Source organism: Serratia sp. HNCC26DJ244, from assembly GCF_057180565.1.
Genome location: NZ_JBXUGO010000145.1, coordinates 1 through 306, shown reverse-complemented (window position 1 = coordinate 306; position 306 = coordinate 1). Strand labels below are relative to the sequence as shown.

At 55.2% G+C, this 306-nt stretch carries 1 protein-coding gene; it reads right to left on the bottom strand.

Annotated elements, in window-relative coordinates:
• A partial coding sequence (locus AC2A06_RS19000) for an Ig-like domain-containing protein (RefSeq protein ID WP_484381318.1) occupies nt 1-306 on the bottom strand: 306 nt, incomplete at both ends.

The window sequence follows — 306 nt, the reverse complement described above, 5'->3', positions numbered from 1 at the left end:
AGTCACCACCGAGGTCGCCGTCCCGTTCGCTACGATACTCACCGGGTTAGCGGCCAGAGTTGACTTGGTCGGATCAAGCTTGCTGCTATCACCGTTCAACGTCACCGTCGCAGTATTACTCAGCGGATTGCTATTCACCTTAACGGTGATATTCGCCGTACCCGCCAGCATGCCCGCGGTCAGGGTGGCCGTATAAATACCGGAACCTGCCACCGTTTCTGTCGCGGTGTTTATAGCCCCCAATGAGGTTGCGAAAGTCACGGTTTGACCACTCACCGTATTGTTGTTGACGTCTCTCAGGGTCAA